At 57.9% G+C, this 26597-nt stretch carries 26 protein-coding genes and 3 pseudogenes; 14 read left to right on the forward strand and 15 right to left on the reverse strand.

The genetic code is table 11. The features are described 5' to 3' along the window. Nucleotides 1-165: 165 nt before the first annotated feature. A complete protein-coding gene (locus AF71_RS26335) occupies nucleotides 166-1386 on the reverse strand; it encodes a porin (protein ID WP_246733813.1) in 1221 nt (406 codons plus the stop codon). Between the two features lie 382 nt (nucleotides 1387-1768). On the opposite strand from AF71_RS26335, the gene AF71_RS26340 reads away from it, so the two are divergent. The 9 genes and pseudogenes from AF71_RS26340 to AF71_RS26375 all read left to right on the forward strand — a co-directional run bounded on the left by AF71_RS26340 (nucleotide 1769) and on the right by AF71_RS26375 (nucleotide 10366). Next, the gene (locus AF71_RS26340; protein ID WP_169683824.1) at nucleotides 1769-2446 is read left to right on the forward strand and encodes a L,D-transpeptidase; all 678 of its coding nucleotides are present in this window, start codon (nucleotides 1769-1771) and stop codon (nucleotides 2444-2446) included. Beyond that, entirely contained in the window at nucleotides 2443-2997 is a 555-nt protein-coding gene (locus AF71_RS26345) for an OmpA family protein (protein ID WP_169683807.1), read from the forward strand. Before AF71_RS26340 ends, AF71_RS26345 begins: the two co-directional genes overlap by 4 nt. 73 nt (nucleotides 2998-3070) lie before the next feature. Next, nucleotides 3071-4066: a transglutaminase family protein gene (locus AF71_RS26350; RefSeq protein WP_246733814.1), complete on the forward strand. Its 996-nt coding sequence runs from the start codon at nucleotides 3071-3073 to the stop codon at nucleotides 4064-4066. A 601-nt stretch (nucleotides 4067-4667) separates the two neighbouring features. Beyond that, complete coding sequence (locus AF71_RS26355) at nucleotides 4668-6356, forward strand: hypothetical protein (RefSeq protein ID WP_169683808.1); 1689 nt, start codon at nucleotides 4668-4670, stop codon at nucleotides 6354-6356. Then, complete coding sequence (locus AF71_RS26360) at nucleotides 6295-7344, forward strand: autotransporter outer membrane beta-barrel domain-containing protein (protein WP_169683809.1); 1050 nt, start codon at nucleotides 6295-6297, stop codon at nucleotides 7342-7344. The genes AF71_RS26355 and AF71_RS26360 overlap by 62 nt, the downstream gene beginning before the upstream one ends. A gap of 505 nt (nucleotides 7345-7849) precedes the next feature. Beyond that, on the forward strand, nucleotides 7850-8302 hold the full coding sequence (locus AF71_RS26365; RefSeq protein WP_246733816.1) for a response regulator: 453 nt from the start codon (nucleotides 7850-7852) through the stop codon (nucleotides 8300-8302). A gap of 189 nt (nucleotides 8303-8491) precedes the next feature. Then, nucleotides 8492-8950 carry a ProQ/FINO family protein gene (locus tag AF71_RS26370; RefSeq protein WP_169683811.1) on the forward strand — a complete coding sequence of 153 codons (459 nt, stop codon included), beginning with the start codon at nucleotides 8492-8494 and terminating at the stop codon, nucleotides 8948-8950. A 77-nt stretch (nucleotides 8951-9027) separates the two neighbouring features. Next, nucleotides 9028-9170: pseudogene (locus AF71_RS32305) on the forward strand (GNAT family N-acetyltransferase); the annotation flags it as partial. A 182-nt stretch (nucleotides 9171-9352) separates the two neighbouring features. After that, nucleotides 9353-10366, forward strand: a complete 1014-nt coding sequence (locus AF71_RS26375) for a methyltransferase (RefSeq protein ID WP_169683812.1) — start codon at nucleotides 9353-9355, stop codon at nucleotides 10364-10366. Here the strand turns inward: AF71_RS26375 and AF71_RS26380 are convergent. The 7 genes from AF71_RS26380 to AF71_RS26405 all read right to left on the reverse strand — a co-directional run bounded on the left by AF71_RS26380 (nucleotide 10255) and on the right by AF71_RS26405 (nucleotide 16008). Beyond that, the gene (locus AF71_RS26380) at nucleotides 10255-11004 is read right to left on the reverse strand and encodes an SDR family NAD(P)-dependent oxidoreductase (protein ID WP_348644150.1); all 750 of its coding nucleotides are present in this window, start codon (nucleotides 11002-11004) and stop codon (nucleotides 10255-10257) included. The genes AF71_RS26375 and AF71_RS26380 overlap by 112 nt on opposite strands. Before the next feature lie 75 nt (nucleotides 11005-11079). After that, complete coding sequence (locus AF71_RS31925; protein ID WP_246733817.1) at nucleotides 11080-11682, reverse strand: IS630 family transposase; 603 nt, start codon at nucleotides 11680-11682, stop codon at nucleotides 11080-11082. Then, the gene (locus AF71_RS31930; RefSeq protein WP_246733819.1) at nucleotides 11606-12031 is read right to left on the reverse strand and encodes a winged helix-turn-helix domain-containing protein; all 426 of its coding nucleotides are present in this window, start codon (nucleotides 12029-12031) and stop codon (nucleotides 11606-11608) included. The genes AF71_RS31925 and AF71_RS31930 overlap by 77 nt, the downstream gene beginning before the upstream one ends. Nucleotides 12032-12253: 222 nt before the next feature. Next, the gene (locus AF71_RS26390) at nucleotides 12254-13288 is read right to left on the reverse strand and encodes an AraC family transcriptional regulator (protein WP_169683813.1); all 1035 of its coding nucleotides are present in this window, start codon (nucleotides 13286-13288) and stop codon (nucleotides 12254-12256) included. A 57-nt stretch (nucleotides 13289-13345) separates the two neighbouring features. Beyond that, nucleotides 13346-14176, reverse strand: a complete 831-nt coding sequence (locus tag AF71_RS26395) for an oxidoreductase (protein WP_169683814.1) — start codon at nucleotides 14174-14176, stop codon at nucleotides 13346-13348. Nucleotides 14177-14507: 331 nt separating this feature from the next. Further along, nucleotides 14508-14981 carry a DUF2147 domain-containing protein gene (locus AF71_RS26400; RefSeq protein ID WP_169683815.1) on the reverse strand — a complete coding sequence of 158 codons (474 nt, stop codon included), beginning with the start codon at nucleotides 14979-14981 and terminating at the stop codon, nucleotides 14508-14510. A 226-nt stretch (nucleotides 14982-15207) separates the two neighbouring features. Then, nucleotides 15208-16008: a methyltransferase domain-containing protein gene (locus AF71_RS26405; RefSeq protein ID WP_348644151.1), complete on the reverse strand. Its 801-nt coding sequence runs from the start codon at nucleotides 16006-16008 to the stop codon at nucleotides 15208-15210. A 497-nt stretch (nucleotides 16009-16505) separates the two neighbouring features. Between AF71_RS26405 and AF71_RS26410 the strand changes: the two genes are divergently transcribed. From AF71_RS26410 to AF71_RS26420, 3 genes and pseudogenes are all read left to right on the forward strand, one after another. After that, nucleotides 16506-16760: a type II toxin-antitoxin system Phd/YefM family antitoxin gene (locus AF71_RS26410; RefSeq protein ID WP_169683816.1), complete on the forward strand. Its 255-nt coding sequence runs from the start codon at nucleotides 16506-16508 to the stop codon at nucleotides 16758-16760. Continuing rightward, nucleotides 16760-17167, forward strand: a complete 408-nt coding sequence (locus AF71_RS26415; protein ID WP_169683817.1) for a type II toxin-antitoxin system VapC family toxin — start codon at nucleotides 16760-16762, stop codon at nucleotides 17165-17167. Before AF71_RS26410 ends, AF71_RS26415 begins: the two co-directional genes overlap by 1 nt. Next, nucleotides 17164-18277: pseudogene (locus tag AF71_RS26420) on the forward strand (site-specific integrase); the annotation flags it as partial. The gene AF71_RS26415 and the pseudogene AF71_RS26420, both read left to right, overlap by 4 nt. Nucleotides 18278-18622: 345 nt before the next feature. On the opposite strand, the gene repC reads toward AF71_RS26420, so the two are convergent. The 6 genes and pseudogenes from repC to AF71_RS26450 all read right to left on the reverse strand — a co-directional run. Further along, nucleotides 18623-19843, reverse strand: coding sequence for a plasmid replication protein RepC (repC, locus tag AF71_RS26425; protein ID WP_169683818.1), 1221 nt, complete (start codon nucleotides 19841-19843; stop codon nucleotides 18623-18625). Nucleotides 19844-19998: 155 nt separating this feature from the next. Next, on the reverse strand, nucleotides 19999-21012 hold the full coding sequence (gene repB, locus AF71_RS26430; RefSeq protein WP_169683819.1) for a plasmid partitioning protein RepB: 1014 nt from the start codon (nucleotides 21010-21012) through the stop codon (nucleotides 19999-20001). Between the two features lie 75 nt (nucleotides 21013-21087). Beyond that, entirely contained in the window at nucleotides 21088-22293 is a 1206-nt protein-coding gene (gene repA / locus AF71_RS26435; protein WP_018859809.1) for a plasmid partitioning protein RepA, read from the reverse strand. Nucleotides 22294-22757: 464 nt separating this feature from the next. After that, a complete protein-coding gene (locus AF71_RS26440; RefSeq protein WP_169683828.1) occupies nucleotides 22758-23054 on the reverse strand; it encodes a hypothetical protein in 297 nt (98 codons plus the stop codon). Between the two features lie 193 nt (nucleotides 23055-23247). After that, on the reverse strand, nucleotides 23248-23490 hold the full coding sequence (locus tag AF71_RS26445) for a hypothetical protein (RefSeq protein WP_018859811.1): 243 nt from the start codon (nucleotides 23488-23490) through the stop codon (nucleotides 23248-23250). A gap of 270 nt (nucleotides 23491-23760) precedes the next feature. Continuing rightward, nucleotides 23761-24228: pseudogene (locus tag AF71_RS26450) on the reverse strand (tyrosine-type recombinase/integrase); the annotation flags it as partial. A gap of 373 nt (nucleotides 24229-24601) precedes the next feature. On the opposite strand from AF71_RS26450, the gene AF71_RS26455 reads away from it, so the two are divergent. Continuing rightward, complete coding sequence (locus AF71_RS26455; RefSeq protein WP_169683820.1) at nucleotides 24602-24751, forward strand: hypothetical protein; 150 nt, start codon at nucleotides 24602-24604, stop codon at nucleotides 24749-24751. Continuing rightward, the gene (locus AF71_RS26460) at nucleotides 24748-25155 is read left to right on the forward strand and encodes a type II toxin-antitoxin system death-on-curing family toxin (protein ID WP_169683821.1); all 408 of its coding nucleotides are present in this window, start codon (nucleotides 24748-24750) and stop codon (nucleotides 25153-25155) included. Before AF71_RS26455 ends, AF71_RS26460 begins: the two co-directional genes overlap by 4 nt. Nucleotides 25156-26143: 988 nt before the next feature. On the opposite strand, the gene AF71_RS31935 is transcribed toward AF71_RS26460, so the two are convergent. Continuing rightward, nucleotides 26144-26524, reverse strand: a complete 381-nt coding sequence (locus tag AF71_RS31935; protein WP_246733822.1) for a hypothetical protein — start codon at nucleotides 26522-26524, stop codon at nucleotides 26144-26146. Between the last annotated feature and the right edge of the window lie 73 nt (nucleotides 26525-26597).

Here is a 26597-nt window from a genome sequence, read left to right on the forward strand (position 1 = left end):
CTCGATGACGTTCAGGCACCGGATCCTATGCTTAACATCATAGCGTTTCGAACAGCGTCAATGAGCTTTTCGAGACCGCTGGATCCAACCGCGCAGTTCTTAGCCGCTACAAGCCAGGCCCTCGTTGAAGGGTCTGCGCGCTCGAACGGCGAGCGTGCGATATCGCTAAAATTTCAGTCTGGCGCCTGCGAGCACAGCATAACTGTCTTGGACACTTGAGACTTCGTCGTCGTACGAATAAGTACGTGCACCGACAAAAAGTTCGGTCTGCCAATAATCGAGATTCTGTACGACTTGCACACCGTAGGAATCGCTATCCGTTCCCTTGCCCTTGATGTCCCGACCAAAATAGGCGTCGACGGAGAAGGCTGTCTTGCCGACTTCAAATATATCCGTCTGGTAACCAACCTTGGCATAGCCGTAGTGTCCATCGATGGACTCCTTGTCCGAGTAGCCGGCTGCAAGGGTAAGGCTCAGGCCCGTTGGCTGATGTAGCAGTGAAACCGAGGCGTCGTAGATCGAATTGCCATCGCCCGGCCTCGAAAACGCCAATGCGCCGCTGATTTTGACGTCCTCGATCGTTTGGTCGTAGCGCAACGCAATGTCCCACACGGCGACGTCACTCGGCTCAGGTACGACTTGCGTCCCAAAGGACGACGACACGCTGAATCCGCCGTAGGATGGACTGTCGTAGCGGAATCGCAATTTTCGACCGAGACCATCGTAGTTTGTGAAAGCGTCTTTGACGCGTATTGAAGAGAGCGTTCCGTCATCAAACCTGAGGAACGGTCCGCCGGCCATGTCCGAGATAAGCGAATAGCCGACGACCGAGGTGCCGGACAAATCGACTTCGGCGCTGCCATCAGACGCCATGCTACCCTGGCCGAACCAGAACTTCCCGTATTCCTTCGACTCCATATAAACTTCTGCTTTTCGCAGAAGCTGTGCTTCCCAATCGTAGTCGCCCTTGTTGAGCTGATTGACGTTCGTTGTCGAATAGGGCGTCCATTCCCATTCGAGATTTCCGCCCACCGACCAGTTGTTCTCCATCTTGGAGTAAAAGCGAAAGCCGGCACGTGTCGAAGAGTTGCCGTTGTCGACGGGGAAGTAGTTGTCGGTCGAACCGCCGTCGTCGTAAACCAGCAAGCCTTTGTTGATCTGGCCGTAAAATTCCAGGTAGGCGGTGTCATCCCCGAGCCGCAGTTTCGGAATCCAACGCTCATCCGCCTTGCTCGTCTCAGAGGGTTTCTGAGCCGGTTTCGCGACCTCCTGCCCTACCGCGATCCCGGCCGGCAGACACAATGCGAGGAGAGAGTAGATTGGCGCATGCACGGCACTGTATTTAACTCGTCGCATCACGTGTCCCCCGGGGCGTTCCGTCAGCATGGGATAAGTGTCAACGTTGCACGCGAGGGACGCCAAATGCCAATCTACTGATTCGTCTTCCACATCGCAATCACGCCGTAGCTGTCGGGCTCGACTTTCCCATTTCGATCCACCTGAGCGAAGAGCGCAGGAAGATACAAGCCATTTCCGGTATGATACCGTAAACTACGATGCCTCTATCAGTTGTGGGTCCGCGCTATGCGAATCCTGTGACCGGCGCGACGGCGGGAAGGATATCCCGCCAGCGATTTCAGGCATGCGACTGGGACAGGCGGCAGCGCCGCATCCACCGAGGATGCAGAGCAATGCATTTTTATTCTTGTCGGCCACGAAAAATCTGTTTTACATGAGCGCCTCGCTGCTTGGCTTTCGGGGGATGCCGATGAGGTGGACGCGCAGGGATATTCTGCTTGGCGGTTTGGCTTCGGTCGGAACCTTGGCGGCGGTCGAGAAGCCGACTTTAGCTGCGGCCGCTTCATATTTTTCCGGAACCAGTATCGACAACGGTGTGACGTTCCGAAGCACGAACTTTGCCAAGATCGACAGGAAGTGGCACCGCCAGGTTGTCAAATATTTCAGCAGCGAGCCGATTGGTACGGTTGTTGTCGATACGACGCATCATTTCCTCTACCTGATCATGGAGAACAAGACGGCCATTCGTTATGGCGTCGGTGTCGGCCGCGAGGGCTTCAAATGGTACGGCCGCGCGACGATCGACCAGAAGGCGCTTTGGCCGCGCTGGACCCCGCCACCGGAGATGCGTCAACGCCACCCCGAGCTGCCCGAGTCGGTAGATGGAGGTTCACCGAAGAACCCACTTGGGCCGCGCGCGATGTATTTGCTTCGCGACGGCGTCGATACCGGCTATCGTTTCCACGGTACTCTGGAGCCAGGCAGTATCGGCAAGGATGCCTCCAGCGGCTGCATTCGCATGTTCAACGAAGATGCAATCGATCTTTATCAGCGGTGCCCCATCGGCACCGCGGTACAAGTCCTGCCCCACATTGCCGATCAAGCTCAAAATGCCGCGCAGACGAACCAAGCGGTTCCGGTCGAATGAGGAATATCACCCTGATGTCTGTTTTAACCGGATGTTCTAGGCCTCTCGTCGCTGCGGCCATGCTCTTGACGCTTGTCGCATGCAGCACCACCGATATCGCCGAGGTGGAGGAGCCTGCCGTGGCGCCGATGACCGGACAGACCAACGACCCGGCGCCCGGCTTCGAGAACGTCGCGGCCGGAAGCGAACAGGACTTCATTCTGAATGTCGGCCGACGGACCTATTTTACGCAGGACTCGGCCACGCTTGATACCGTCGCCAAGGCAACGTTGGATAAGCAGGCAACCTGGCTCAACAGCAACCCGCAATGGCTGGTCAAGCTGCAGGGATTTGCCGACGATTCCGGATCTGGTTCAGCAATGACGACACTTTCACAGCGACGCGCCGATGCAGTGATGGCCTATCTGGTTTCGAAGGGCGTGGACGCCAGCCGCGTATGGGCCAAGGGCTACGGCAACGATCGCGAAGTCCGCGACTGCACGAGCCGCTCGTGCAAGGTGCAAAACCGGCGCGTTGTATCCAATCTTCGTACTCAGCGCGACTCGGTCTGACCGCAGTATCGCGCCCAGTTCGCATTGGCCGCGGCACGCGTGAAGGCCGTTGACACGCCGCTATGGGCTGGTCATGGATAAATGGCTGAACCTATGCAACTTCACCATCGCCCGTTTCGGCAAGGGATCCTATTTATCTGCGGCAGAGCTGGTAGACATGGCGATTCTTGGTAAGATCACACATGTTACGACCTACAGGTATGCCAAGCCTGTTACCTTCGGCACGCACCGAGCAATATTTTTGCCGCGACGTGGCGCATGGGCGCGTCTGCTCGGTTGGTCGGCGAGAACGAGCGTTCCCTCAAAGATTCATTGGATCAGCGATCCCCGTTCCAACACTGTGACCGTGATGGAGTTCAGCGAGGCCGGAGCCGAACTGACGTTTACGTTTGAGGTTCAAGGTGTCTTTTTCGGAGTAAAGGGAGTAGAGGCCTTCCCTTTGGAACCGCGCGCCGACGAAATCCCGGTGCAATATACCCCCGACGAATGGACCGATCTCGCTGGCTATTTGCGTCCGCATACTGAAGATCCTGATGGAAGCGTAGCCGCCTGGACCAAGCGCTTCGTCGCGCGCGACCAGGACCAAACCATCGATGTGTTGCGTCGGATGCTGAACACGTTCCAGGATGACTTTACCTACTGTGCGAGAGAAACAGAAGGAACCCAGTCACCTGGCGAAACCCTTCGCACCAAATCAGGATCATGCCGTGACTATGCCTGGTTGATGATAGAGGCATTGCGCCGGCTCGGGATCGCCTCCCGCTTTGTATCAGGTTACTTGTACGACGCGGCGTTGGACGGCGGCGCGGTCGGAACAACGGGCGCCGGCGCTACACATGCCTGGCTGCAGGTATTTCTCCCCGGTGCAGGATGGCTAGATTACGACCCGACAAACCAGATCACCGCGGGTTTCAATCTGATCCCGGTGGCAGTCGCCCGACATCCAGCTCAGGCAATACCATTGGAAGGCTCATGGTTTGGAGAAGCCAAAGACTATCTGGGCATGACGGTCGACGTCGCCGTCAACAAGATTGGTGAGATCCCGGATTTGTCCGAAGTCAGGGACTAGTTCGATCCATGCGCATTGTCCCGTTGTAATTCGGGGTAGCCTGCGACGGCAACCGCAACTATGTGTCGCTCGACGGAAAAGCGGTCAGCTTGGCAATACACGTTCCTTGGATCTGCGCCATGGCGCAGTAGAAGACCGTCACGGGTGCGATTGTGTAACGTCGCAGAAGAATACCCTGTTCGGTCCTAATCAAACAACATGACACCACCGAGCAGCCACAGCTCGTGAAAATTTCGTTTTATCGGCGCATCTCTGATTTGCCGTAACAACTCGCCTGCGACTGCCGCTGTTGGTGTGATCAGGACGAGATCGTCAGAGCGACGCCGAGCAGAACGGGCAAAGTTCGTTGCCATACGACCGGGGGGCGCGGCAATCGTTGGCGTGCGTAAGATTTCCTAGGGCAGGCCTCAACCGTCATTCCACGTTCGACGTTACCCTGCCGCCTGAGCCGCGCGTACTGAGGTCGAAAGGTCACAGTCATACACGGCGCAAAACGCTTTCGCTCCAAAGGGTTATTTCCAAGCTTCACAATCAGGTCGACCTGTACAATGATGAAGCCACTGCTGGGGATCCCTTAACTGTATGCCGGAGAAGCGCAGGTATGACGAAATGGAATGCATCATCGAAGTACCGTCGCATATCTTTTCCTTCTCTCCGCAAACAAGCTCTTCCTCCCCTAGTCAGCATCCTTAGCTTCTTCATAACTCTGCCGGCGTTCGCGGATTGCGAACCGCCAAGTCCCGGTTCCGGTCAAACGGTGACCTGCACGGGCAATCCTTCCGGCTACAGCAGCACTGCCAGCCTTGGCACGCTCACGGTCGATATCCTCACCGGTACCAACTTCAACGGTCCGCTCACCCTTTCCAATATCGGCACTCTTGGCGTGACCACCGCAGGAAACCTGCAGAGCGTCACGCTCGACAACAACGGTTTCATCACCTTCGTAAATTCCGGGAACATCAACAGCGGCCTGGTGATCACCGGCAATGGCACCTACTCGGTGACCAACAACGCCAACGCCACGGCCTTTTCCTTCACGGGCAACAGCAACAACACGATCACCAACAACGGCAAACTGAACCAGGGCATCACGGTCAACGGCGACGGCACGACGGCGATCCTGAACAATGCAGGATCCTTCATCAACAATGGCGTCCTCATCAACGGCGCAAGCCGGACCCGCATTGACAACTACGGCACCATCCAGAGCAGTACGTTGCTCGGCGCCGGTAACGATACCATCGTCAATTACAAACCGGGGGAACTCAATGGCACCGTCGATCAGGGCGCCGGCAATGATCTCTTTCAAATGCTGGGCGGCCGGGTGAACACATCGGTCAACCAATCCGCGGGCACAGACCGGTTCGAATTGTCGGGCGGCGAAGTCACGGGCTTTCTCAATGCAGGAGCCAACGACGATTCGATGCTCTGGACCGGCGGTCTGATCGGCGGCATCGACATGGGTGATGCTAACGATGTGGCGGTGTTCCAGGGGCTCACCGATACACAGTTGAAGACGATCCAGATCAATGGCGGCCAGGGTAACGATACGCTGACCTGGCAGGGTACTCAGGGCAGCAACCCGAATCGATTGATCAACTGGGAACTGATCTCGCTCGAGCAGGGCTCAACCCTCAAGATGAACAACAATCTTGTCCTCGGTGATAGCGGTACCGGCAGCGGCGCACTGAGGATCGACTCGACCAGCGTGCTGAACGGCAGCGGCTTCCAGTCTACGATTTCGCCAGCAACCGCAGGCGGACTTGTGACTGTAACCAACGCCGGTGTGATCGACCTCACAACCGGTTCGAACTCCACCTCGGACTCGCTGAAGATTGTCGGCAACTACGTCGGCAATTCTGGTCAGTTGTGGCTTCAGAGCATTCTTGGCAACGACAGCTCGCCGGCAGACAAGCTCGTGATCGATTCAGGAACGGCGTCTGGATTGACGGGAATTGTCGCAACGAATGTCGGCGGCGCCGGTGACGAGACAAATCGAGGGATCTTGGTTGTCGAGGCGATCAATGGGGCCACGACCGCGAACGGATCATTCTTTCTAAGTCGCCGGGTCAGCGCGGGGATCTACGAATATCTGCTGTACAAGGGCTCGTCAGTGCCGGGCACGGAAAACAATTGGTATCTGCGCAGCGAGTCGGGTGACAACGGTGGCAACGGCGGTGGTGGCGACAACGGCGGCGGTGGCGACAACGGCGGTGGCGACAACGGCGGTGGCGACAACGGAGGGTGGCGACAACGGGGGGAACGGTGGCGACGGTGGCGACGAACTTGATGGAGATGGCGGCGATCCGGGAACCTTCGATCCCGGTCCGACGATCCGACCCGAAGTTCCGATCATGACGGTCGCTCCAGCAGTGTCACGCGGCCTACTCAGGACGACGCTCGGCACCTTCCACGAGCGCCACGGAGAGCAGGATTGGATGGCCCGTGAGCAGGCTGGCAACGCAGTCTGGACGCGCGTCTTTGGCGAGAGCTACGATCAGGATCTAACCCGCCTACTCGACGAAACGTACGATGGGCAGGCCTTTGGCTTCGAAATTGGGGCGCCGTTCTACGAGCGCGAGGGCAAGGGCGTGCTGGATACGTTCGGCGTCTTTGCCGGCTATTCTCGTGCGTGGGGCGACATCACGGCGGACGCGCTTAATCTCAACAGCATCCACGTCGGCGATCTTTCGATCGACAGCTATAGCATTGCCGCTTATTGGACCCGAACCTGGGACAATGGTAGCTACATCGACGGCGTCCTGATGAATTCATGGCTGGATACCGACACCCACTCGATAGGCGCGTATGACAGCAGCTTCAACGGCGATGCAGTGACGGCGTCACTGGAAACGGGGACCAGGTTCAAAGCCACCGATCACTGGGATATCGAGCCGCAAGCGCAAATCATCTGGCAGTACCTGAATTTCGACCAGGCCCACGATCCGGGCGGCACAATCAGCTATGACGACAACGACGCCTTTACCGGTCGGCTCGGCGTACGCCTGCAGGGCAGTTACGACTACGATGGCAAGCCGGTCTCGCCTTTCTTGCTCGCCAACCTCTGGCACGAGTTCGAAACGACCGATGTCGTGACGTTCAACACAATCCCGGTCGATGCCACTCGCAAGGCGACAATGCTGGAACTGGGCGGGGGTGCGACGGCGGATCTCTCCGAGAACGTGCGGGTCTATGCCAATGCATCCTATTATTTCAACCTGGGGGGCGAAGACTTCAGCGCCGTTTCCGGGCGGGTTGGGTTGAGGATCGTCTGGTAGCGGCTGATCAGCATGACACGACTGGATGAAATTTCCCGGGTTGCCGCGCAAGCTGCCGTGGATGCCACTGTGCGCCAGTAAACGGGCGAGCGGCAACAATTTCGCTTCCGGCCAGACCGGACACCTTGCGTTGACCCGTCGAGCGGGAAGGAACGGACAAACTTGGCTCATGTCCCGCCACGCTGCGGCGTCAGGTGTATCTCGATCAGATCGCAGATGCGTCGCCGATCAACCTAGCGGGGATAGCCTGCCCGAGTACCCGACAGACGCCTGTGATACATATGTGTCGAGGCATTAGGAAAGGACCCGATCCTTATCCTGCCCGATGCGCTGCGTCGGCCTGAAGACCAGGCTATCATCTCGAAAACGCGTTCGGTGGCGGGACGAAAGCTCCGCAAGCCGATCGCGCTCCAACGGCCGGCTGACTTTGCAAAGTGCGATGCGGCAGCATATTGTTGCAATGCATCAATCGTGTTTAAATCCAGCTCCGGACAAGGAGGTGGCCTTGAACCAGTCAGCAACCGGGAAAGAAGATTCGCACAGGATTCTCGTGGTAGAGGCAGACGCAATCCTGCGCACGGCGATGGTTGCAGCTATCGGGGCCGCGGGCTTTCGCGCGATTGAAGCTGAAACTGGTGACGGGGCCTTGCGATCTCTCGATCACCACGGTGATATCGCACTGGTGTTCACCGCGATCAACATTCCTGGCAATGTGGACGGTGTCGCCTTGGCAGTTCAAATTCACCGTCACTGGCCGGACATTGCGATCGTCATCACATCAGGGATCGTCAGCCTCAGGCAATCGAGCCTTCCTCGCCACTGTCGTTTCCTGAAGAAACCCTACCGCCTGGATGATGCCATCGTCTGCTTCAGGCTGCTGTTGGAACTGGACAGAGAGATCCCAGACTTTGGGCTTCAGTCGCGTCATGCTGACATCATTGGCGTAGGAACGAATTGACTTCCAATGGCCCATTGGCGGGGCCGACGCCGAGTTTGGGCTGCCTACTGAAATGCCTTGCCTTGGTCCCACCGCATCGATCTTGACTGCAGCCTTGATCCATTCCCGACTGAAGCCGTGAAGCGGACCTCTCGTTTGTCAAACTCGCTTCACGATCGCCCACTAGGACGAAGCCAGAGGTGACATTTGATGACCAAGCCGTGGACTTACAGTCGTGGACCGATTGCGGCCAACGAGTCCGATCTTACCAAGGCAGGAGAAATCAACGCGCTGCTGCGCCAGCCCATTGATGTTTTGCCCGCGACGATCGGCGATCCGATTAAACCGTTTGCAGTTGGTCTCTGGAACGAAGTCCGTCTACTGTTGAAGCCGGATATCTCCGTAACGACGCTCAGGAAAGCGACCGGAGCCTACATCCACTCGAAGCGATATTTCTTTGCGACTGCGCAACCGGACTCAATGCGTTTTGATCTCCAGGGCAAGCCGATCGAACCTGTCTCCACTGCAGATCGTCTGTCCGCTCAGGCACGCTATCAGCGTATCAAACGATGCGATTTGCAGCTCGACCCTGACGCCGACATCGCTCCCTCTCTCCCCTCGAAGGTAGACCGTATCCGTGCCGGTTTGCTCGCCAGGCGGCCAACTTAGCCACTGTATCGGTGAAGCTCCGCTCTTGCGGCATCGAACCGACCTTGATGAGTAAGGGGGGCAAAATCGGTGGCAGCACGTTTGTCGTTGAAGACGACGGTGATTGTTGGGATGTACTGCCTCCGAACTAATCGGAGGGAAACATGTTTGCAACTGCGGCCACATGACAGACACGGCGGCAAGTCGTCGAGGCGTGGCGCGTCGGATGCACGAGCATTCGCCTGCTCACCTAGTGCTTCTTGATTAATTGCAGGACATCGCAAAACGCTTTATTTTCCCTTGCAGGGTGCCTCGACGAGACGAGACGAGACGAGACGGGACTGGGCATGCCAGGCCGGGCCGCTTCGGTTTCCGCACCAATCCCAGATGCTGTTCGATGATACGATCAGGAGGAGAGGTACGATGGGCGAAACGACGCCGGACAACATCATGCAGCTCGGCATGGGGTTCTGGGCCTCCAAGGCCATGCTCAGCGCGGTCGAGCTCGGCGTCTTCACCGCACTCGCGGCCGGCCCGGCCAACCTCAGCGACCTGCGGGCCAGGCTGCAACTGCATCCCCGCGCGGCCCGCGACTTCTTCGACACCCTGGTGGCCCTGAAGCTGCTCGAACGCGAGGACGGCCGCTATCGCAATGCCCCTGATACAGACCTCTTCCTCGACAAAGGCAAGCCCTCCTATATTGGCGGCATCCTCGAAATGGCCAATACCCGGCTCTACGGTTTCTGGGGCTTGCTGACCGAAGCCCTGCGCACCGGAGAGCCGCAGAATGAAGCCAAGCACAGCGAAGACTTCTTCGCCGCGATCTATGCGGAGCCGGCGCGGCTGCGTGGGTTCCTCGAAGCGATGAGCGGGATCAGCGCCGGTGCGGCACAGGCGATCGCCGCCCGGTTCGACTGGTCGAAATACAAGACCTTCGTCGATGTGGGCGCGGCGCAGGGCATGGTGCCGGTGGTGATCGCGCAAGCGCATCCGCATCTTCAGGCCATCGGCTTCGACCTGCCGGCCGTACAGCCGATATTCGACGAGTTCGTCGCCCGACAGGGTCTCGCTGACCGTATCCGCTTCCAAAGCGGCAACTTCTTTGACGGCCCGATGCCGAATGCGGATGTGATCTTGATGGGGCACATCCTGCACGACTGGGATCTTGCCGAGAAGAGGATGCTCTTGGAAAAGGCCTTTGCCGCGCTGCCGAACGGCGGGGCCGTGATCGTCTACGATGCCGTCATCGATGACGAGCGCCGCTTGAACGCTTTCGGCCTTCTGATGAGCCTGAACATGCTGATCGAGACCCCCGGCGGGTTCGACTACACCGGCGGCGACTGCCAGGCATGGATGCACGACGCCGGTTTCGTGGCGACGCGCGTCGAGCCGTTGCTGGGGCCGGACTCGATGGTGATAGGCTTCAAGCCTGACTGAGTGCAAACCGCGACCGCGGCCGGTGGTCCGCAAGATCGACCAAAGATGTCGATCGCCTGGCGTGCCGGGGGGCAAAATCGGTGGCAGCAGTTTCGGTGAGCGAGCATAGAAGTGTGCATAACCCGGCGTTTTGAGTCTAGATCGATAGCCCGTGAATTCTCCTGCAGGGGCAAATGCATCGCCTCGAACGCCCATTTAGAGGCGTGATAGAATCCGATGATCGGGCTTGCGACGAGGCCTGCCACACTGGAAACGCCGATGATATGGCCGCTCCCCTGCTTGCGCAGCGGCAGAGCTGCCTGGATCACGCGTAGCGTGCCGAAGAAGCTGGTTTCAAATTCCGCCTTGATGTCGGCCTCCGCCGTTTCCTCGACTGCACCCACAAGCGCATAGCCGGCATTGTTCAAGACGATGTCCAATCTGCCGAAATGGCCATCCGCGCGGTCGATCGCGCTGCGAACCTGATCGGAGTCGGTTACATCTAGGGCGAGCGGCAGAACCGCGTCGCCATACCGAATGGCGAGGTCGGCGATACTTTCGAGCGAGCGTGCCGTGGCAGCGACTTTGTCGCCGCGGTAGAGGGCAGCTTCCGCCCAGATGCGACCGAAACCGCGGGAGGCGCCGGTGATGAACCACACTTTGCAGACATTCTGATCTCCTTGAATCGATTGCTTGCTTCAGATGCCCCCGGCATTTTTTAAAGCTTGTCGCATCTAAATCGCCTCATACCCTGCGGCCTTGAAGTAGTTTCGACATTCGTCAACGGAGAACAATGCGCAGATGTCGCTGAGGGCATTCGATATTGCGTCGAAGCTCCTTGCGGCTTTCTTTCGTAGGAGCGACTTGAGTTTCGAGAAGGCCATCTCGATTGGGTTCAAGTCGGGCGAATAGGCCGGTAGGAACAGCAGCCAGGCACCTTTTTGTCTGATGAGATTTTCGGCCTTTTGGCTTTTGTGGAAACGGACATTATCGGCAATGACGATGTCGCCCTTTGATAGAGTTGGGACAAGTTGCGTTTCGATCCAAGTCTCGAATATCTCGGCATTCATTGGTGCGTTGACAATCCATGGCGCGACCATGGAATGCGATCTGAGGCCAGCGATAAACGTCTGCGTCTTCCAGGATCCGAAAGGCGCATGACTGCGGTAACGGTGACCCCGTAACGACCAACCGGAGCGTTTTGTCAGCTTTGTGCTCGTCGACGTCTCATCGATAAAAGTGAGGCGTGCCAGGGCCTTATCAAAAAACGGCTTGCGCCTTTCGATCCATAGACTTCTCGCCCGGGCGATTTCCGGACGAAGCTGCTCGCTTGCCATCAGGCTTTTTTTTGTGGCTTAACCCGAGCCGGTGCAACATGCGGCCGACGCTCGAGCGATGCACAATTACGCCGCGCTCGGCAAGCTCGACGCACAATTCATCAAGCGTCAATTCACCCTTCTCAGCCATACGTTCCCGAAACCACGCACCGTGGTCACTTAACTTGCCGCCACCAATATGCCCCTGTCGTCTCGGCGACAGAGAGCCCGTCTCCCGCTTCAGGATAACAAGGTTATTCACAAATCGAGGCGACACCCGGAAATGACGGGACGCCTCGCGATGGGTGTTGCCCTCTTCAACGAATGCAATAACACGGGAACGCAACTCGATCGGATGTGATTTGCCCATGATCGGTCTCCTTCCAGCTAAGAAGGAATCACAAATCGGCCGATTCGAGAACCTGAATCAAAAAACGGGCGACGCGCTTTAGTACCAGCGAGGGCGTGCCGGCGCAGTCACCGACGGCGCCAATCGGATTGCGGGAGGCGCCAAAGGGTTTTTACTGTTCAATACTGGAGGATGGTTTCGCCGTACGCTGCGAGGAGTGGAGCGTGTCCACTTCCGTCTGTATCAATGCAATGAAAGGATCGCTGGCGCGTCCTGCCCGTTCAATTCGCGCCATTGCAGCGGTGTCAGCCCTTCCCAGTCGCGAAACGCACGATAGAAGGAGCTGCGGTCCTGATAGCCCAGCAGACATGCAACCTCGTCAATGTCGGTGGCCGGATTGGACAGGAGCTGGCGTCCGAGGTCCTGGCGCGCTTCCGACAGCAGCTCACGGAATGTCTTGCCCTCGTCGGTGATGCGGCGCTGGAGTGTTCTTTCGCTCATGTTGAGGTCCTGGGCGACCTGCGACAGCTCGGGCCGTCCACTTGCCAGGCTTCGTTTCAGCACGACCTTGACCTGGTCGCCGATGGAACTGCGGGCCTGCAGTTCATCCATAGCAGCGGCAAGCGCAGGCGTCAGAATATCCAGGAGTTCGGGGTTGTGCCCCGGAAACGGCCGGTCGAGATCGGAGGATTTCAGAACAAGTTTGTTTCGGGTAGCACCGTACTTGATCGGACATCCGAAGAAGGCTTGATGGAGATCGCTCTTCGGCCCCGCACTCATGAACTCGACGCGAAGAGGCGCTAGCGGCTGCCCGGTCCCGCGACGGCCGAGCTCAACCAAGAAAGCAAAGGCGACGTCGGTGGCGATACCCGGTTCCGGCTCGCTGGCGTATATCCAGTCGCTGGTGATCGAGACTTCGCCTTTCTCTTCGTTAAAACTTAACTGCTCGGGGGTGCAGAGCCGTTTAAACCGCGCGACACGGTAGAGACCATCGCGATAATCCCTGGCATGAAAGGCCGCCAGGGTGGATGGTGGATGGACGGTTGTATCGGCTTCGCGGACCAGCCGAAGCCCAAGGGCAGGCTCCGGCGCCAGTTCCTCGAGCGCCCGGAAAATCGCGAAATACTGCGCCGTCGTCACCATGCCATTTTCGCTAAGGTGCAGCGTGGCGGGAAGCCGGGCCTGACGCAGAACCGCGGATGGCGGCAGGCCGATCCTTTCGACCGCACGCCAGAACGCCAGGGGAACCTTGCATTTATCCGCCGGTATTGCCGTCATCCGGGTTAGCCTTTTCGCAGTACTCATAAAGGATGCCGGGTTCGATTGGCCGAAATTCTATCGCATCTGGCTCATGATGATACGATCGAACATACGGTCACCAAGCCATTTGCGGATAGCGATCATCGGTTTCGCGTATTTGCCGGCAACATAGCGCGTACGTGGCCTTCTTTTGCTGACGGCCGTGGAGACGACATCAGCGATCACCTTCGGATCCGTGCCGCGACCATGACCATAAGTCGCCTTGGTGGTCTTTGCGACGGCCTGCGAGACCTTGGCATAGGCGCCGGCGCCCGAGCGCTTGACCAGGCCGTCGGCAACCACATCGCCGAAGCCGGTCTCGATCAGACCCGGCTCCACGATCACCACATTGATGCCGAAGGGTGCCAGTTCCAGCCGCAGGCTGTCCGACCAGCCTTCGAGGGCATGCTTGGTGGCATGATACCAGGCGCCGAGCAACGTATAGATCTTGCCGCCCATCGAGGTGATGTTGACAATGGTGCCCGCCCCCCTTTGGCGCATCGCCGGCAAGAGAAGCTGGGTCAGGCGAGCCGGGCCGAAGACGTTGACCTCGAACTGGTATCTAGCCTCGTCGAGCAGAATGTCCTCGACCGGTCCGTAAAGGCCGAAACCGGCATTGTTGACCAGGACATCGACACCGCCACTTTCCGTCAGAATTGTGCTGACGGCAGCCTGGATCTCGTTGTCGTCGGAAATGTCCATCTGCAAGGCACGCGCGCCGATTTTCTCCAGATCTGTCATCTTGTCGACGCTTCGTGCGGCCACGTAGACCCTGAAGCCGTCGGCGATGAGGCGCTTGGCAATTTCCTTGCCCATGCCGGAGGATGCACCGGTTACAAGTGCTGTTTTCTTGCGGTTGTCGATCATGTTTGCCTCTCTGTTCGTGAAATCACAGATAGGGCCTCGCCAGCATAAGGTCATTGACGGAACATGCCATCACTGTTGCATATTGCGCCAATGGCATCGATGGCGCCAAGAAAATTGCCGTTCGGAGGAACAGCACCATTCTTAGTCGAGAGACAAGCCAGCAGCGGTTCCGTCTCATCCCAGGAAGGCAGGTCGGTTATACTCAACAAATCGGGCGGGTGCCGCCTCATGCGGCATCCGCCCGACGCCGAACCGGCGAGTTCTCACCATGTGCGGGGGCGCTACTTATGTTGGAAACCCGTCGGCTGAGCTCATGTCCGCAATCACAGAGTTAGCCGCCCACGCGGTGGAAGGCCCACGTTTGTCCGAGTGCGGAGATACCGATATAACCGCGGAGATTCATTTTGCCGCCCTGCATGGTAATCTGGCAATTATAGGTGCGGCCCGAGGAGCCATCGCAGAGCGCGCCGCCGGTCCAGCTCCCATCATTCCAATGAAGACCGGTGATGAAGATGACATTCTTCATGGAACGGGAGCGCAAGGCCGGATCAGGGTTTTTGGCGTCCTTCTTGAAAGTAACGTTGTCTGCTTCCATCAATTGATTGCCATAAAGCAGGCGCGCCCGGAACTCCGTTCCTTCCTTAAACATATCCAGTTTTACGCTGCCGTCGTTGGCCTGCCATGTTCCGACGATAGCGTCGGCCGGAGAAGCCTGCTGCGCATGGGTCGCCGGCACCGAGGCCAGTCCGATTGTTGCCACTGCCAGGAAGATGGCAGATCGCCTTGAGACCTTTGACACGTTCATAAGGTGAAACCTTTTCAATAAATCGATGTTGATGCATCCGCACAGGAAAGACGAGGACCTTCGTTCCGGCTGCCATCTCTGTCGCGACCACAGTACCGGCCGATTTGCATCGGCCTGGGGCAGTCCGATGTTGTTTGTTGTCGTCGGACGCGAGGAAGACTAATGGCCTGCCGGGCACTCAGCAGTGACCGAGCACGTCAATCCAGTTGCGCAGTCCGCCAATGAGTTATTTGCCAGGCCTGCGGGTGGTAATCCGATAGACCGCGGCCGGTGGGAGGTTCCGAAAGGTTCGGTCCACCTGCGTTGCGTTCAGATCAAGATGATCAAGAACTGACTGGGGGACAGGACACTTGCTCATGTAAGTGAACTGGTAGAATGCGCCGCCGGGCCGCAGGTGCCGGAAAGCTCCTTCGAGGATCTCCATCACCTTGCCTGCCGGCATGGTCAGTAGCGGAAGGCCGCTAACGACGGCGCCCACCGACGTCTCTGGGGGAAATTTAAGATCTTGCAGACGTGCAGCGTCCATCGACAGTACCCGGGCACCTGGAAAGCGGCCCTTGAGGCGTTCAACAAACTCTTGACTGTACTCGACCAAAGTGAGGTGTTGGGGCCTGACGCCGCGTTCGATCATCTTGGTCGTAAACACGCCGGTACCCGGCCCGAGTTCGATGACATGCCCCGTTTGTGGTGTGATCTCCCGCGTAATGATCTCGGCAAGCGCCCGTCCTGACGGTACGATGGCGGCTATCTGAAACGGTCGCGCGACCCAAGCCCGAAAGAAAACCAAGCTATCGCTCTGCATCTCGCCTCCTGCGAATGTGGCGGAAACGGAATGCGGTTTGAATGAGTGTGCCGCTACCAACCTGCTGCCGCTTCCAAAGCTGTTCGACAAAGCCTCGATGTCACCGATCCAAAACGGATCGATCATCACCGAGGGCGCGGAAAAGGTAATGATTGGCTGCAGGGTTTGCAGTGACAGGGTATGCCAATCGAGTGGCAGATTCTGCCAACCAACTTCATCGAGCACTTTCGTCAACCGCGTGGACCGCCAGATAAGGCAACAACCAACCGGGAGAGTGCGTCATGACCCGGCATGGCAGATCCATTCATATGGTCTGCTCAAAAACAGAGCGGGCCAACGGGAGGGCCTGCGCCAGTCCCAATGGCGACGGCTATCAGCGTGTCAGGCGTGCTCTCAATCACCACGAAAATCTCGGCAATCACACCTGCAAACACCACTCTCGGCTTGCTGGGACCGACAAGCGCCGCTGCCATCAGCGGCCCACCGGCAGAGCCGATACACAAAACCCCATAGCCAGAGAATGCCGACCGCGGGTTCCTGCATGGGAGGCTTTCGTATGCCTGACGGCACCCGAAACCTAAACCTTATCGGACGTTTCTTTCTTCTTTAGACAGGCCACCGAATCAGGCCGAAATCGCCCTCGATCGGTGGAAATTTGCGCTTTCACCCGCTGGAAAACAGGTATATATGGCTAGACAGTCTAGCTAGTTTGGAGCAAAGCAATGGAGTGGCAACTGCAGGACGCCAAGAACCATTTCTCGAAAGTGGTGCAAAAGGCACGACACGAGGGGCCGCAGATCGTCACGCTTCGTGGAGAGCGCACTGCCGTGGTACTGTCCGCCCACGACTATGACGCTCTGCGCGCCGGCCGACCGACGCTGGTCGACGATCTGCTTGGCGGTCCCGCTTGGGACGATGAGCTCGCCGATGCGGTCGAGGCGCGCGCCAAGACGCAAAGCCGCGACGTGGCCTTCTGATGTATCTGGTTGACACCAACATCGTTTCGGAGGCGCGACGCGGCACGCCGCAGGCGGTTGCTTGGCTGCGCTCGGTAGACCCGCTTAGCATCCATCTGAGCGCGCTGACCCTCGGCGAAATTATGCGCGGCATTGCGCTGAAACAGAAGTCGGATCCGAAGGCCGCCGCTCACCTCGCCGAATGGCTGCGCAAGCTGCGCCACGACCATGGCGACCGCATCCTGCCGGTGACCGACCAGATCGCCGTCGAATGGGGCCGCATCGCCGCGATCCGGCCGCGTGGCGATATTGACGGGTTGATCGCCGCGACCGCCATCGTCCACGACCTGATCCTCGTCACGCGCAACGTCAAGGATTTTGAAGACACGGACGCATCTGTGATCAATCCCTGGGAGACACCGGGGTGAGCGGCTCAGCGACGGGCTCGGAACCGCAAAAAGTCGATCTCTTCCACCCGGGTGGTGTAACGGTCGACGCGAATCCTGGTGGCACTGCACTCCCCTCCCTTGTTCCAGAAACGAGCGCCGCCCTGCCGGCGCGCCTCGAGCGCCTCGCCGATCGGGCCCGCGGTTATGTCGAGGCCTCCAGCTCCGCCAACACCCGCAAGGCCTACGCCTCGGACTGGAGCCATTTTGCCGCCTAGTGCCGCCGGCAGAACCTTACTCCCTCCCCCGGATCCCCAGGTCGTCGGCCTCTATATAGCCGCCTGCGCGTCAGGCGCCACAACGGCCGACCGCAAGCCCAACTCGGTCACAACAATCGAACGCCGTCTCTCTTCGCTGTCCTGGAACTACGCCCAGCGTGGCGGCGAGAAACTCGATCGCAAGGACCGCGCCATCGCCACGGTCATGGCCGGCATCCGCAACACCAATGCTGCCCCTCCCCGGCAGAAGGAAGCCCTGCTTCCGGAAGACTTGCTCGCCATGCTCGACACCCTCGACCGCGCTACATTGCGGGGCTTGCACGATCGCGCCATGCTGCTCATCAGCTTTGCCGGCGGCCCGCGCCGCTCGGAGATCGTCGGACTCGACCTTGGTCGCGACCAGACGGAAGACGGCCGCGGCTGGATCGAGATCCTCGACAAGGGCCTGCTCGTCACCCTGCGCGGCAAGACCGGCTGGCGAGAGGTCGAGATCGGCCACGGCTCGTCCGACACGACCTGCCCGGTCGTTGCCGTCGAGACCTGGATCAAGTTCGCCCGGATCGCCAGAGGTCCGCTCTTCCGCCGGGTCCGGGGCTAGGGCAAGGACGTTGGGCCGGACCGATTGAATGACCGGGAGGTGGCACGTCTCGTCAAGAAGGCGACACTTGCCGCCGGTGTTCGCGGAGATCTGAGCGAGGGTGATCCGGCCGAGATATTCTCGGGCCATTCGCTGCGTGCCGGCCTTGCGTCCTCGGCCGAAGTAGACGAGCGTTACGTCCAGAAGCAACTCGGCCATGCCAGTGCGGAAATGACCCGCAAATATCAGCGCCGCCGCGATCGCTTCCGGATCAATCTCACCAGGGCGTCGGGGCTTGAAGGCCCCACCCCTATTGGTGTTGCGACGTCGTTAGGTAAAATTCACGCGTCTGATTTTCAGCTCAGCGCTCCAATTGAAATCGGGAAGTAAAAGCCACACTTGGTGGGCGGTTCTGGACTGGCGTGACGTGGTCGTGAGCATTTTCTGGTCGGGTCTAACATCCTTGACATTCCAAGAAGTCGCGCTTGTTGCGGAAGTAAACCAAGTGTTCTTTTCCGTTGCTGGTTGGTGGCCAAACTCCAGGTATACGTTGATGACTTCGGCGAAAGGGCAAAAGCGCTGCCTTTTGGACGTCATTCGTGGTTCGTGATGATGCTTTGTCTCGATGCAATAGGCAGGTTTCTACGTGATTGTGCGAGCGCGGCCCACTGCGCCTGAATTCGCGCGCAACAGGGCCATCAGCATCGGCGTGGGCGAAAATGCTTTCTGGCGAGCGCGTCGGGTCAAATCCCTCAGATAACCGCCGGCCGAGTTGATGTGGCGTGCGCGCTCAAGGATACAGGCGAGAGTGATGGCAGTGTTTTCCGGTCCCATCACATGGCAGGCATCCTCGAAGGTGGCGGAGCTGACGCCGAGCATCGATCTGACGACGGCCGATGCGGCCATCAGGTCCCGCCAGGTGGCAATGGTTCCTCCTGGTCCGTAGGCGCCAATGTCTGTGCACGCCCTGAGCACCATGCTCAGTGGCACGTTCTCTGCGTGGCTTCGCGCAGGTCCGTGATGGGCATCTGGTTCGCAAGCGAGAGGTTTGCGGTCACGTTCAGATTCAATATGAGATTCAGTATTAGAACTCTGTGTGTGGTGCTCACAGTGAGCATCATTGGTGCTTGGATTATCGGAATCTGAGTGGAATTTCAGGATATTGATGACTTCGGACAACAGAAGGCCCATATCGTTCAGAACACGATTGATGGTCTCAAGGCTGGCCGAGTGGTTCAGTGGTTTCAGCAGGTCGGTGCAGGCTTCGCTGATGCTGTCCCAATCGCCACTGACACCTTCCTCGGCGGCCATGGCGATGAGCTTGCGAACATCGCGCCGGCAGATTGTAAGCTTCTCCCTGGCTCTGCGGATCGCGGTTCGTTCTGCGACAACCTGATTGGCAAACGCTGCGAGCTCATCTGCGCGCGCGAGCAGCGGTGACAGATCGAACCCGAAGGCACTTTCGATCTCCCCTCCCCTGCCCCGGTGGGCGTAGCGCTTGCCGTTCGCACTGTCCTTGCGCAGGATGAGACCTGCCTCGACGAGGAAAGCGAGATGCCTGCGAAGCGTTGCTCCGGCGATACCATGGGCGCGAAGCGAAAGCTGCGCATTGGAAGGGAAGACGACAAGCTGTGCGTCCTGCCTTAGCTCATTTTCCGGGTAGAAACTCAAGAGGGCATCGAGGACAGCAAGACTGCGGTCCTTGAGGTCAAGCATCACCTTGGCCTCGGAGACGTCGCGGAAGATCTTCCACTTGTTTGCTGATTTGCCTTGGCTGATTTCGGAAACGATTGTCTGGCGTTTCACGAGCGCAAGCGTCATCGGCCGCCGCCCAAAGGGCGTCGTTATGTGTTCACCGTGCATTTTCCTTCACCTTTCAGAAGGCAAAAGAAAATTGCTCACCAAAACGGTGCCAAAGACTCTTGACTGCGATTCGAGGAAATGCGATTCTCTAAGTGTCTAGTTCAGAGGAAGGCTTCCACGGCGGCAACGTTGAGGGGGCCTTTTTCTTTTGCTGTTCAGTCTCCCGTTTGCTGTTTTTCGGTTGATCTTGAATACTGCTCGAAGAGGCTGTCCATATTGCCGGAGAGCCACAGGCCGAAGGATTTGCCCTTCGGATTTCCAAACTCCATCACAAGGCCGTTGGCCTTGGGCTTTGCCGTCACGCTGACAGACTGATCTACCGGAGCCCAGGCCGAAACGGCGGGCTTCTGCTTGGACGGACGACCTGACTTGCTTGAGCTTTTCAGGGCCGTGAGAAGATAAAGAAATCTCGCGTCGTCGCTCGTGAGGGCGGCAAAGCCGTCCTCCTTCACCGTCTGGCACGCTCGCTGGGCCACAGACGGATTGAGAACGAGTTTCTTCAATTCCTCCCACCGATCTCGGCCGACGCCCTTGGCAGCCCCCAGAGCGTCTAGCACGCTGTCAGGAACGACTTCGGCAACGGAAAGCATGCGCGACAAAAGGCTGTCATCGACGGTAAGCGCTGACTTAAGGACGTCGCGGGACATTCCGCTTCGCTGCAGCTTGCTGGCAAAGATCGCCTTTTCGATAAAGGTCAGATCGGCGCGGGCCGTATTTTCCTGGCCTTGGGCGATGACGTGCTCGATATCGGCAAGCGGCTTGACGACGGCACGGACCTTCAAACCAAGCTCGCGTGCAGCACGCGCACGACGATGGCCGAACACAATCATGTATCGGCCGTCATCGGTTGGATGCGGCCGCACGAGGATTGGGGTGGATTGGCCTGAGAGCCGAATGGCGTCCCGAAGACTGGTATATGCCTCGTCGTCGTCGCCAATCCGATCGGCAACGAAAGAACCATCGAGATCGCCTGGATCGAGCGATATGACGGTCTCGCCGTCAAGCACCCGCATGGAGGTCTCGGCAAGCTCGTCAAGGGACTGGATCATCGAGCGTGACGCCCCTCGCCGCGTATAGGAGGCGCGTGCTTCAGACGCAGTGACGGCGGCGCGGTCGACATCGTCGCCCAGCGTCGCCGTTACGCTCGCAAAGAGGTTCTTTCTAGCCATTTCCATCTCCGCCTTTGGTATTCATCTCCCTGAAAGCAATCGACTTTTCGATCGTTTGCACGGCTGTCAAAAACGTCACTTCCGTCCCCACGCGCCGTGGATCAAGGAAACTATCTCTCCATTGACCGCATTCAGGCTCTCTACCGCTCGTTCATAGGTGGAGCGGGTAAATTGCGACTTCTCAATTTCGTACAAGGTTTGCTTGGTGATGCCGGCATCCGAGATCGCGGTGGACTTCAGCATCTGGTTCTTCAACATGCGTTTGTTAAACAGCGCCTGGAGAAAACCGACCATCTGCGCCTGCGGCTGGTCCATCGGCTCATAACGCGTTACCAGGTAACGGAACCATTTCAGCTTGACCGAGGCCCCTGCCCCCTTGATCGATTCAAGGATGCCGCCAAGCATCAACAGGAACTGGCTCATTGACATGACGTCGAGCATCTGCGGATGGACGGTGATAAGAACCGCCGTCGAAGCGCTGAGCGCCGTCAGCGTGAGGTAGCCAAGCTGCGGCGGGCAGTCGATGACGACGACATCGTAGTCAGCATCGACTTCCTTAAGGGCCTGCGAAATGCGGGTGAAGAATAGCTTGCCTTCCTGCTGGCTCTTGGATGAGGCGGCAAGAGGCGTCTCATATTCGTATTCCTGCAGTTCGAGATTTGCTGGAACGATGTCGAGGCCTGGGAAGTTCGTGGGCCGGATCAGCTCCTTGATCGACTTGCGCTCGCTGTCGTAGCGGAGAGCCTCGTAGAAGGATGGATTGCGGTCGAGCTCGGGCTGGATGCCATGGAGCGACGTGAACGATGCCTGCGGATCGAGATCGACGGCAAGCACGCGGTGACCGGTTAGGGCGAGATATTGCGCGAGATGGGCTGCGGACGTCGTCTTGCCCGAACCGCCCTTGAAGTTGACGACGGAGATGACCTGCAGCTCCTCGCCATTGCGGCGATGCGGCACATACTTCTTGAAATCCGATCGACCATGCTTGTCGAGATAACGACGCAGTTCCATCATCTGCTCGGCGGTGTACGAGCGACGGCCAGAGCCCGACAGCTGAGGCGCAGGGCCCTTGCCTTCGAGATGGAGCTTCTTGATATGGTTCTGGGTGACGCCGAGGTACTCGGCAACCTCAGCCAACGAGAAGTGCCTGAGGCCCTTCATAGCGTTCGGTGGGTACTGTTCCAGCCGAAGCATGTTCAGCTTGTCGGAGATGAGTTCGCCTTGTTCAAGGATTTCCTTGTCAAACTCAAGGTCTTCGATGAAGACTGGTGCCATGTTCATATCTTGCCATTTTCCGGAATAACGCTTTTCTCAAGCGATTTGCATCTTAAGCGTGATTTAGATGCGATTCTCTGAATGGCGCAAGAAGTTTTTAGTTAACAAAGGCTTAATATGCCCGGTTCTCCGGCAGAAACGCCTTCCAATGGCAAAGTGCGCACGGCAGAGCCGCTAAAAGCGAATCAACCCGCTGATTTTGCGAGATATTTTTGGTGTTTGCACGGCTGTCAAAAGATTCGCGGCCACACAGTTCCAGAAATCGGTGTTGTCCACCGAAAATTGTTTAGAGAGCAATTCGGCGCGACCCGGCGCGGCGTCCATGCGATCGACAATTCCTGCGCAGGGACCTCCGCCGCTAACCCTAAATCTATCGCCCATCAGAGCTTCGGATCAACACCAGGGCATTGAAGGACACCGGATGGCGAAGTCTCAAACTACGCCATCCTTCCAAAAGCGGGACCGGCAGATCAGTTGTTATTGTCCGCGCAAGTGTCTTCGGCATTTTCTGTGTTGCTGTTACCGCCCTGGGTCTGCAACGAATTCTTTCCTTTGATCGACTTGCAGTTTTCCTTGTTGACGTTCTGGGTCGTGCTGCCGGTGGTCGACCTATCAACCTTCTTCATCTTCATGGGTTTGGTCGCGCTTGTGGTGGCACCATGGTTCTTGTCCACGGTGGAGCCCGCCGGAGCCGGGTTTGACTGTGCAAAGGCCGAACTGGCAAGTCCGATGGCCAGGAGCGACGTGGCGACTAATTTCAGATGCATGACTGCCTCCATAAAACCGCTGCGTGAATGAAACTAACTTTGAAACGGAGGTGAAAAGCCGTTGTTCCGAGATCCGATCGACAAACCGATGCGGCACTCTCGTGACCACAGCGATTGGGGCGCCCCGTGGCGCGAATCGTCAGCGCCTTTGATTCAGGTCGACCTTCGCAGTAATTGCCCGTCGCAATTGTTGTCAGGATGGGTTGAGGTCCTGCAGGATGGAGAAATTTGCACAGCTGGCGTCTACATTTCCGATCCGGATCAGATGCTCGGACCTTGCCGTCAGAAATGCTAGTCGCACGGCCTTTGCATTCTTGGCACGCATCAAGAGTTCTTGGTGTGCGAAGAGAAGTCCCGAGCGGCCTGAAAGCTCGAATGCGACGTGCTCGCTATGGCCATCATCAGCAATTGTAATCGTCGCCAGGCCGGATTGCATTGTGAGTTCCCCTCTGATTCCGGGCCAGCATCGTCGACTTCGTTGGAGGCTACAACGGGTCGCGGCAGGCAACCCACAGGATCGTGGTGCACCTTGAACCGCACCGTATATTGATGGGTCAGGACGGAGGTCGGAGAAGTCTCCGGACGCGCCCGCCTCGACGTCGAGTGGCGGGCTGGCCGATGGCGAATCGGCTGGCTCAAGGTGCGTCGAATTGAACGAAGCGTTCTTCCGGCTCAATCGAACTTGATCTTTCTGTTGGTTGTGATCCTAGAGCAGGCGGGCGGCGCGCCCCCGGCGCCGCGACGCGTTGTTGTAGTATCTCGACGCCTGTTGGACGGATCGATGGCGCGATTGCTCCATCGCCTCAGGGAGCGGAACGCCGCGATTGGCGGCTTCGGTCAAATACCCCGACCGCAGCCCATGCGCGGAGAAATCCCGAGGCTCCAACCCAGCCATCGCCACCCTTTGCTTGACGATATCGTTGACTGCCTTCGGATCGAGTGGACGGCGCGAAACATTGCCCCAGCGATCGATAGCCCGGAAAATCGATCCCTTGTTGATGCTGGCGGCGTCGAGCCAAGCGTTCGACGCCTCGACCGGCTGGCCAGTGAGATAGACGACCTCATCCTGCTCGGCACCTGATGTTTTCGTGCGGCCGAGATGGATGGCGAGAGAGGGCAGGGGAGGGCCGTCGTCGACCTCGATTGCTGAGTCCGCTGATACGGCAGCCCTGCGGGAGCTGATTCACCGGCGGTTAAGCGGAGCGTCTATGTCTGAGGAGGCAATGGCAGGCGCGGTCGACGATATGATCGCGCGTAAGCAGAGTGCTCTTCGTGTGGAGTCTTGAATAGTCTGTCGAAGCGGAAATGCGCCGGATCGCCAAGGAAGAGGCTGAGCTCGCCGAGATCGCGGAGAGCTCGAGGCGATAAGGCAGAGCGCCGGCTTTGGGATGTTCTGAGGTTGCAAAACGTTTCTAGACTCCCGTGCGTTTGTTGCGTAATGTGCAACTGCTTAGCTACTCTGCAAGAACCGCGGAACAATTTGTCGTCGCCGCAGTTGGCCAAAGCATCCAGATCGGATGGACCCGATTGGATAAAGGGGAAAGTCGATGATCATTCGCCATGTTGCGCCTTCGCGGGTTGTTAGCAATAGTCCTACCTACGAGCCTCGTCCTCAGACGACGGCAGTGGATTATGCTGCCCTTGGCCAGCTGGCGATCAAGCGCTTCCCAAAGGTTCTTGCTGAACTCGCCAAGTGATCGAGCCCTTATGGCTGCCCATCGAGGCAGTAGTTCTCTTCAACGAGCAGGCTATTGACGCGTCGCCGCATCTTAAGGAGCGGCACCTCGTTAAAGATATGGCCAAACTTGAGGGCGCCATGAACCGCCCTCAAGCGTCCTACCACTATGCCCATGAGAGCGATATCCTCGTGCTCACCGCCGATTACATGGTGGCGATCGGTGAGTGCCACGCATTTGAGCAGGGTAGCAAGCGCACCGGCTTTATCGCAGGTTACGCCTTCCTGGAATCGAATGGCTACACCCTCACCGACGAGGCCGATGACGAACTCGTCGCCGTCGCTCTGCTAGAGGTTCTGACGAAAGATCGTCCCTTCGACAGCTTCAGGGATTACCTCGAGCAGTTCGTCGTACCCAAAGACTAGCAACCCAGCTCTCGCCAGCCGCATTCCGTCATCGCTCTTGCTATATTGCATCATATAGTCACGAATGACTTAGGAGCGACATATGCGTCGTCGTAGGCGAACACCTACGAGCACATGTGCTTGTGGAAGGAGCATCACCAGGAGCGGCTACTCGAAAGATAATCCAATTGCGCGACAGCCTGTCCTCGCTCGTCAAAAACCTCGCCCATACGAAGGCTACGAGATACAGACCCCACATTAGCGCCAGTATTTTACACTGTGTCTCCGACATGCGATTTCCCGACCCTCGCCGGCGCAAAGATCGCACATCGTGGTTTCTGTCACGGCGTATCTCACTTCCAATAAGCGCGACTTATCGATGGTTAGAAGCCAACCCAACAACGTCAGCAGCAGCGGAAGCAAATGGTGCTATCACTTCCGGTTAATGGCGCGTTTTTCATGAGTTCAATGTGTTGTGATCTCGAAGAATACCCTTTAAGAGCCTGTGACGCGGTGACGCTGTGGCTTTTACTTCCCGATTTCCATCGGAACCATAAGCTGAGAACTCGGCCATCGAATATGATCTTACAGCTTCCCAGATTGGGAGGGTTCTTCATCCCCGACCCAGCTCCAGGCGTGTCGCCATACCTTGATCGCCGAGATCAGCAAAATCACCGCGAGCAAAGGTAACAAGACTCTCGGAACGCTGCCCATCAGCAGGCCACCGATACAAGTTTCAACGATCGATCCGGCCGCAACGTATTTCCAATGCTCGGCCAGAGGGTGAGGGGCGCTTGGTCAATCAGCGACCGTGCCCGCAAATGATGGTGATCATCGCAAAACGGAACGTCTCGATCAGCGTCCGTATCACAGCCGAGACACGGACAGTTAACACAAACAACGTGGTTAGCCTGACGCTGGACACCAGATGTGCCAGGCACCCATTACTTGGGACGCTTCGAGAACTTTGAGCAGAATCAATGCGGCGCTTTAGCCGATTGCCGCGTAGCTACAATGCGCGGGTGACCTGAAGCGAGCTTCCTAATCTCGTCGGATGCGCCTGGAGGGCTGCATAGGCGGACGATTCCGCTTTCTTTTTCAGCTTGCGCAGAACTGGGGTTTTCTCAGCAGCGTTCTCCTCGTCATCGGGATCGTAGGCGGAGCCGACCTCATCCATCCTGTGTTTTATGGCGAGCGCGTAGATGGTATTCAGGATATTCGGATCCCTTACATGGGGATCGGTAAGCGCCAGAAGCGAGGCACGCACAATCTTCTTGCTGGTCGCCTTTGGGCAACGTTTCAAAACGAAATCGTAAAGCCCCTTGCCGGAAAGACCTTCTGTGGCGCCATCCAAAAGCGCTTCATAGACTCGTTTCCGTTTTTCACCCATGTTTGCCCTCCTCTTGAACGTGATGCGACAAACTCTGTCATAAAAACGTCATATGCAATAGACTGCATCGCGC

It is taken from the genome of Rhizobium sp. 57MFTsu3.2 (assembly GCF_012932765.1).
GTDB lineage: Bacteria > Pseudomonadota > Alphaproteobacteria > Rhizobiales > Rhizobiaceae > Rhizobium > Rhizobium altiplani.